Annotated in this window: 6 protein-coding genes; all 6 read left to right on the forward strand. The window is 30.8% G+C overall.

Going from position 1 to position 6,389, the window contains the following annotated elements; all coding sequences use genetic code 11:
• The first annotated feature begins 53 nt into the window (after positions 1 to 53).
• Complete coding sequence (locus tag J7M87_RS12350; protein WP_283157935.1) at positions 54 to 398, forward strand: DUF6673 family protein; 345 nt, start codon at positions 54 to 56, stop codon at positions 396 to 398.
• Entirely contained in the window at positions 398 to 994 is a 597-nt protein-coding gene (locus J7M87_RS12355) for a bacteriophage Gp15 family protein (protein ID WP_291651356.1), read from the forward strand. The genes J7M87_RS12350 and J7M87_RS12355 overlap by 1 nt, the downstream gene beginning before the upstream one ends.
• Before the next feature lie 55 nt (positions 995 to 1,049).
• Entirely contained in the window at positions 1,050 to 1,550 is a 501-nt protein-coding gene (locus J7M87_RS12360) for a hypothetical protein (protein WP_283157934.1), read from the forward strand.
• A 60-nt stretch (positions 1,551 to 1,610) separates the two neighbouring features.
• Complete coding sequence (locus tag J7M87_RS12365; protein ID WP_291651357.1) at positions 1,611 to 4,067, forward strand: tape measure protein; 2,457 nt, start codon at positions 1,611 to 1,613, stop codon at positions 4,065 to 4,067.
• A gap of 5 nt (positions 4,068 to 4,072) precedes the next feature.
• Positions 4,073 to 4,783 carry a phage tail protein gene (locus tag J7M87_RS12370; RefSeq protein ID WP_291651358.1) on the forward strand — a complete coding sequence of 237 codons (711 nt, stop codon included), beginning with the start codon at positions 4,073 to 4,075 and terminating at the stop codon, positions 4,781 to 4,783.
• A gap of 12 nt (positions 4,784 to 4,795) precedes the next feature.
• Positions 4,796 to 6,389: phage tail spike protein (locus J7M87_RS12375; protein WP_291651359.1), on the forward strand; the 1,594-nt coding region annotated here is incomplete at its 3' end.

Below are 6,389 nucleotides of genomic sequence, written 5' to 3' on the forward strand. Positions count from 1 at the left end.
ACTGCTACATTAGGAAATAGCTGGACTATAAAATAGAAATGGGGGAATGTTAAATGATAATTAACGGTGTTGAGTTAGAAGATATAGATTTCTATGATTTAGAAGTGGCAGAAAAATATGATAAGTCTTTAGAAAGAATAAAATCTATTGAAGAAAATAATAAAAATGTTAGTATGGTTGAAATGATAAAAATTAATTGTAATGCTATATTTGATGTTTTTAATTTAATGTTTGGAGAAGGAACAGATAAAAAAGTATTTGGCGATAGAGTTAATTTATTAATTTGCATGACGGCTTTTGAGGAACTTGTTTCGCAAATGAATGACAAAAAAGCTGAAATGGAGAAGATAACAAATAAATACTCCCCTAATAGAGCTAATAGAAGAACTAAAAAATAATGAATATCTTAATTGATTTATTGCCAACTATAGTTAATATTAATAATGTGGAGTACGAGATTAATAGTGATTTTCGTACTTCTATTTTATTTGAATTATTAATGCAAGATAATTCTATAGGCGAAGAAGATAAAATAATCATGGCTTTAGGATTGTATTATCAAGTTATACCAGAAAACATCAACGAAGCAATAGAACAAATGTTATGGTTCTATAGATGCGGTAAAGATATAACTAAATCAAAAGGAAATGGTAAAGGTAAGAGCGTCACTCAAATTTACAGTTTCGAACATGATGATGATTATATCTATGCTGCATTTATGGACCAATATAATATAGATTTACAAGATATAGAATATCTTCATTGGTGGAAGTTTAAAGCTATGTTTAATAGCTTGAAAGAAGATATTAAAATAGTAAAAATAATGGAATATAGAAGTATGGATTTATCTAAGATTAAGGATAAAGAGGAAAAGGCTTATTATAAGAAGATGCAAGAACTTTATAAACTTCCTATATCCAAAGATGAAAAAGAGAAACTAGATGAAATAACCGTAGCTTTATTGAATGGTGGAGATTTGAGTAAAGTATTGTAATATATGGATATTGTGTGTTATATTATATAATATACATATAAGGGGGATTTTTTTTATGAAAAAAATTATTGTTACTCTATTTTGCTTAATATTCTCACTAAGTTTAGTGTCATGTGGAACAGAAAAAAAGGAAGATACATCTCTAAAAGATGTAGTTAATGCTGAAAGTCCTAAAGAGGCTGAAAAAAAACTGGATGAAATAAGAGAACAACAAAAAGATGATAAGGTAGATATACTTTTAGCCGACACTGATAATGTTACTATTACTTGTAAAGGAAAAGGCAAGAGTGCATTTGGTGGGATATATATAACTTTAGAAATTGTAAACAAAACTGATAAAGATATTCTTGTAGGAGTAGATAAAACTAGTAACGATGGAGTAATGGTTAATGCTCTGTTTGGGCAAACAATAACTGCTAATCTTAAAGGTGAAAGTGATTTATCTGTAATGGATGATAATTTGACAGAAGTTAAAAACTTCAAAGGTGCTTTCCATGTTATGAATGACTCTACTGGAGAAATGATAGAAGATAATATAGAATTCAGTATAGAATAGTATTTGAAACACTTACTTAATTGTAGGTGTTTTTTATTTTATAAAGAAAGGAGGTAGAGCATGAGTGATGGAAGAATAATTATTGATACTGAAATAAACTCAAGTCGTGCTGAGAAGGATGTAAAAAGTTTAGGTGGTAAGCTGAGTAGTATAGCTAAAATGGGATTGGTTGCTTTTACTGGTGCTATTACTGCGGCAGGGACTGCTATAGGTGGATTAGCAACAATTGCTACAAAGTACAATTCGCAAATGGAAGATTATTTTGCTAATTTTACAGTTTTGCTAGGAAGTGCAGCAGAAGCTACTAAACACGTTGAAGACTTAAAGGACTTTGCTGCTAAAACTCCTTTTGAAATGGCAGGACTTGCCGATGCATCAAAGCAATTATTATCGTTTGGAATAGGTGTTGAAGATGTAATGCCAGACCTTCAAATGTTAGGGGATATTTCTTTAGGTAATCAAGAAAGATTTAAAGGATTAGCTTTAGTATTTGCTCAAGTAGCTTCAGCAGGTAAATTAACAGGACAAGATCTATTACAATTTATAAATCAAGGATTTAATCCACTACAAGTAATAGCTGAAAAAACTGGGAAGTCAATGTCAGAGCTTAAAGAAGAAATGTCAGATGGAAAGATAAGCTATGAAATGGTTGCAGAAGCTATGAAAAGTGCTACGAGTGAGGGTGGAAAGTTCTATCAAGGCATGGAAGTACAATCTAAAACTCTTAGTGGTATGTGGTCTACACTTAAAGATGATACTATGTCTTTAATTGGAGAAGCCTTTGAGCCTTTTAGTGAAACTTTAAAGAATAACGTTATGCCAGCTTTGCAAGATTTAGTAAAAAGAATGGGAGAAGCTTTTAAAGACCCCAAAGTAAAAGAAAGCATTTCTAATATAGCAAGGAGTTTAGGAGATTTTGCTATAAATATAGGAGATTTTATCTCAAATAACTTACCAAAATTGATTGATGGTTTCTCTTGGATACTAGATAATGCAGGTACAATTATACCAATAATAATAGGTATAGGAGGCTCGTTAAAGGGATTAGAAGTAGCTTTAAGTATAATGCAACTTGTAAAGGCTTTTAAAGAATTTGAAATAGCAACCAAAATAGCAGCAGCAGGACAATGGATGCTAAATGCTGCTATGAATGCTAATCCAGTAATACTTATAATTAGCTTAATTGCAGCACTTATAGCTGGAATAGTTTATTTATGGAATACTAATGAAGATTTTAGAAATGCAATAATAAATATTTGGAACGGTATAAAAGAAACTGCTACTAATGTTTGGAATGCTGTAGTTTCATTTTTTACAGAAACAATACCTAATGCAATAGAAAGTATGAAGATGAAGTTTGAAGCAATGAAAACATTCTTTATCACAGTTTTAAACAATATATTAGAAACATTCTCACAGTGGGGAGAGAATATTAAAAGTTTCTTCACAGAAACTATACCTCAAATCATAGAAAATGTAATAGATTGGTTTAATAGATTACCAGAAAATATCGGTTTCTGTTTGGGGTATGCGTTTGGTACTATAGTCAAGTGGGGAATAGACACTTGGAATAGTTTCATTGAAACTTGTACTAATGTTTATAACTCTGTAACTGAATGGTTTAGTAAATTACCTGAGCGTGTTTATACATTTACGATGGATGTGTACAATAAAGTTGTTAAATGGGGACAAGATACTTGGGATAAATTCATTGAAACTTGTACCAATATATATACAAGTGTTACGGAATGGTTTAGTAAACTTCCAGGAGCTATATGGAACTGGTTAGTTAATGCTTATAACAATATTGTAAGGTGGGGAAAAGATACATGGAATAACATGTATACTACTGCAAGCAATGCTGTAAGTGCGGTTATAGATTGGTTTGCGAGTTTGCCGGGTAAAATATGGTCTTGGTTATTAAGTACAATATCAAAAGTTTATCAATTTGGAAGAGATTTAGGTTCTAAAGCTTCAGAAGCTGGTTCTAACATGGTTAGTAATATTATAAATGCTGTTACAAATTTACCTTCAAAAATGGCTGAAATAGGTTCTAATATCGTTAGAGGTGTATGGAATGGTATTACTGGAATGGGAGGTTGGATAGCTAGTAAAGTAAGTGGATTCTTTAGTGGAATAGTTGATGGAGCTAAAGCTGCATTAGGAATTCATTCTCCTTCAAGAGTGTTCAGAGATCAAGTCGGTAAATACATGGCTCAAGGCGTAGGAGTAGGTTTTGAAGATGAGACTGACAATGTTCAAAAGTCTATGGATGATGATTTTAAAAATTTAGTCGCTAAAATGCAAACTACAGTAGATTATGAAACTGCTATGACTACAGCTAGAGTTGTAGCTCATAACAATACTTTAGGTGGTGGAGTGGAAACTGATAATGATATACCTAAAGATAATCCAGTAACAGTGGTTGCTAAATTTATTGTAGATGGTAAGGAATTTACTCAAACAGTTGTAGCTCCTAACCAGGATGTTTTAACTGAGTACTATGAAGGGAGGTAGTTTTAATGATAAATGAAGGAGAAATATATTTTAATAATGAAAGAAGTTTATATTTGAATTTATACTTAGAAAACTATCCTTCTATTCCAATAACTAACGAAGAATATGAGGAAATACAAGTTGAGGGTAGAAGTGGAAATTTAATAATAAATAAAGGAACCTATCCAGATAAGAAAATTCCTTTTACATTTACAATTCTATCTCCAACTATTGAAATTGATTTTGAAAGAGTATATGAATGGCTTACTGATATAGAAGATGATAGGCTTATATTTGGTAGAAATGATAGGTGCTATAAGGTTAAAAAAGTTATATTTGGGAACATACAAAAAGAATTTAGAACTATAGGAGAATTTGATGTTACGTTTTTATGTGAGCCTTTTACACAAGATTTAACTAAGACAGTGCATGAGATTACAAAGAGTGGATTTAAAATAAATTACAATGGTAATGCTCCAGGGGACACTTTAATAAAAGTTTATGGAAGTGGAAATATACAATTAACTATAGACGAAGAAACAATGCAAATTAATAATGTTAATAATTATGTAGAAATTGATAGTTATGCATTACAAGTTAGAAACCAAGATGGAACCTCCAAGGATAATGATACCTCGGGGGATTTTATTTTGCTTGAAAAAGGTATAAATACAATTTCTTATACAGGAAATGTAACTAAAATAGTGATTGAATATATTACAAAATATAAGTGTTAGGAGGGCCAGAATATGAAAAAAGAAATAAAGGTAGCTTATTTTCCTCCTGGTACTCCTAAATATATAGTCTTAAGTAGCAATGGCAAAAGTTTAGATAAGTATTGTATTAGAGCTACCACCGAGGAAGATTTAAGCACAGGAAATTATATTTTAGATGAAACATTTTTGATAGAAGATAACATCCAAGAAGAGTTACAAGAAGAGGGTATTTTAAAAGTCCTATTGGATTATGGGTATGAAATATTCCGTATATCTAAAGTAACAGTTGGAACTAGATATATAGATGTAGTTGCAAGGCAAATAACTATTGCTGATTCATTAACTTTATGGCTAGAAGATGTAAGGCCTACGAATTTAAATGGTCAAGGAGCAGTAAGTTGGTTACTTGATAATGCAGAAGGTAAAAAAGAAATACAAATAGTTTCAGATATAGATATAGTAGCTACTGCTTATTATCAAAGAATGAGCTTATACAAGGCTTTACATGATAATGATAATTCTTTCTTAAATCGTTGGGGTGGGGAAGTCCAAAGGCGTGGTTATACTATTTATATTAATAAGCGTATTGGAAGAGATAGAGGATTTAGCATAAGAGAAGGTAAAAATCTTACTGGATTTAAAGGTACTTCTAATATAGATAATCTAGTCACTAGGGCGAGAGGACAAGGTTACAATGGAATATTAGGTAACTATATAGATAGTTCACTTATAGGCGCTTATAATCGAATATACACCAGCGTAATTAAATATGATGATGTTAAGGTTAAAGATGAATATAATGACGAAGGTTATGATACTTTAGAGCAGGCTCAAGCTGAATTAGATAGAAGAATAGAAGAAGAGTTTTCTAAAAATGATATAGATAAAATTAAGGCTAGTTACATTATTAATTTTGTTCAATTAGAAAAGACAGAGGAATATAAAAACTATGTAGTAGCTGAAAGATTGTTTATAGGTGATACTTCCAGAGTTTATATTCCTAAGTTGAATGTAGATATAAAAGTAAGGGCTATGAGTAAAAAGTATGATGTATTAGCTCAAAAAACTAAGGAGATTAAGCTAAGTAATTATATAGAGGTTAAGCCTTTAAGTATTAAGCAAATAGTAGAAAAATTAGAAACTATGGATAGTACAGAAACTATCCTTCAACTAGCTAAAGATAACGCTACTTCTTTAATAAAAGGTGGACTTAAAAATTCTTATGTAATAGTTAGAGAGAATGAAATTATTATAGGTGATACAAAAGACATAAACACTATGATAAATGTTTGGAGATTTAATAATGGAGGTTTAGGTCACTCTAAAACAGGTTATTATGGAGAGTTTGGGACTGCTATAACTCAAGATGGACAAATAGTTGCGGATTTTATAACTACAGGTGTATTAAATGCGGGATTAATAAAAACTGGATTATTAAAAAGTTTTAATGGTGTTTCGTGGATAAATTTAGATAATGGTACTTTTGACTATGCTAATGGAAATTTATCTTATGATGGTCTTACAATGCAAATAATAGGTAAGATAATTAATGTTCTAAACGGCTATGGTGTAGAAATGGATCAAGGTGGTCTTATGTTTGCTACAAATGGAGAAGTGGTTGGGGGTA

It is taken from the genome of Clostridium sp. (genome assembly GCF_017888565.1).
Lineage (GTDB): Bacteria > Bacillota > Clostridia > Clostridiales > Clostridiaceae > Clostridium.